Source organism: Oleiphilus sp. HI0080, assembly GCF_001635135.1.
This window is the reverse complement of sequence record NZ_LWFU01001044.1, coordinates 1-972: the sequence shown is the minus strand read 5'-3', so window position 1 is coordinate 972 and position 972 is coordinate 1. Positions and strand designations below refer to the sequence as shown.

Genomic DNA, 972 nt, shown 5'->3' with positions numbered 1-972 from the left:
GGAACTACTCGAAGCGAAAAGTAAGGCGGGTCATTTCAAAAAAAGCGATGAACTCCAATTTCTTGCTCAACTACACCCGCACTTTACGGAATCATCATGATCATCTTTTACTGTCAAAAATATGGGGAGCAAAACAGCGAATACTCATCACTAATGCTTACTTCGTACCAGAGAATACACTACTCCGCGCCTTAGTCGGTGCCGCCAAAAAAGGCGTTCGCGTTAGCATTATTTTGCCCGAAGAATCAGATGTATTCTTTATGCCTTGGGTGGCGGCATACTTTTATCGCGTTCTATTAAGCGCAGGCGCAAAAATATACGAATACACTCCTGCCATGTTACACGCAAAGACGATTGTCATAGATGATTGGTGCACGATCGGCTCGAGCAACTTAAATCACCGAAGTTTCCGGCACGATCTTGAAGTCGATTACATTGTTCAAACGGACGATGCACGCGCGCAATTATTGCAAGATTTTGAGTCCGATATTGCGCAGTCAACGGAACAAAGGCTGGAAGATTTAGGCAAGAAGAAAACGTGGCGCTTGTTACTCGGAGCGGTGATCCTACTCTTATTCGGTCGCTGGCTTTAGCGCACTCGCCGCCCAAAGACACACATTTAACTACCAAATAATCAACACATCATCCTGCTGAATGTTTACCCGTCCCGGATCAATATTGACCGTACCGCTGGCAAAGTTCGGATGCACCTGCGAGACCGTTAATACGGTCTTGGTATTGTTCAACTCGATCCCCGTTCGCTGAAAAGCATCATGATAATTATAGCTACGATAAACACTCAGTTTATCCCCGGGTTTTAGACCTGAACTCGCGCCGGAACCAAAGTGCAAGATTTTCCCATCAACACGCGCAATACGCGTCATAAACGGCTGACAACGCAGCTGTTGATCGAGAGAGTAAGCCATATCATCGAGCAAAGCGGCAACCGCTTGCCCATAACCCATTTTCCAG

General features: G+C 46.4%; 2 protein-coding genes. One reads left to right on the top strand and one right to left on the bottom strand.

Annotated features, from left to right (window positions below; genetic code table 11):
• Positions 1-593: phospholipase D-like domain-containing protein (locus A3751_RS19500; protein ID WP_231876941.1), on the top strand; the 593-nt coding region annotated here is incomplete at its 5' end.
• A gap of 30 nt (positions 594-623) precedes the next feature.
• On the opposite strand, the gene A3751_RS19495 is transcribed toward A3751_RS19500, so the two are convergent.
• The coding region (locus A3751_RS19495) for a FlgT C-terminal domain-containing protein (protein WP_304439061.1) at positions 624-972 on the bottom strand (349 nt) is incomplete at its 5' end.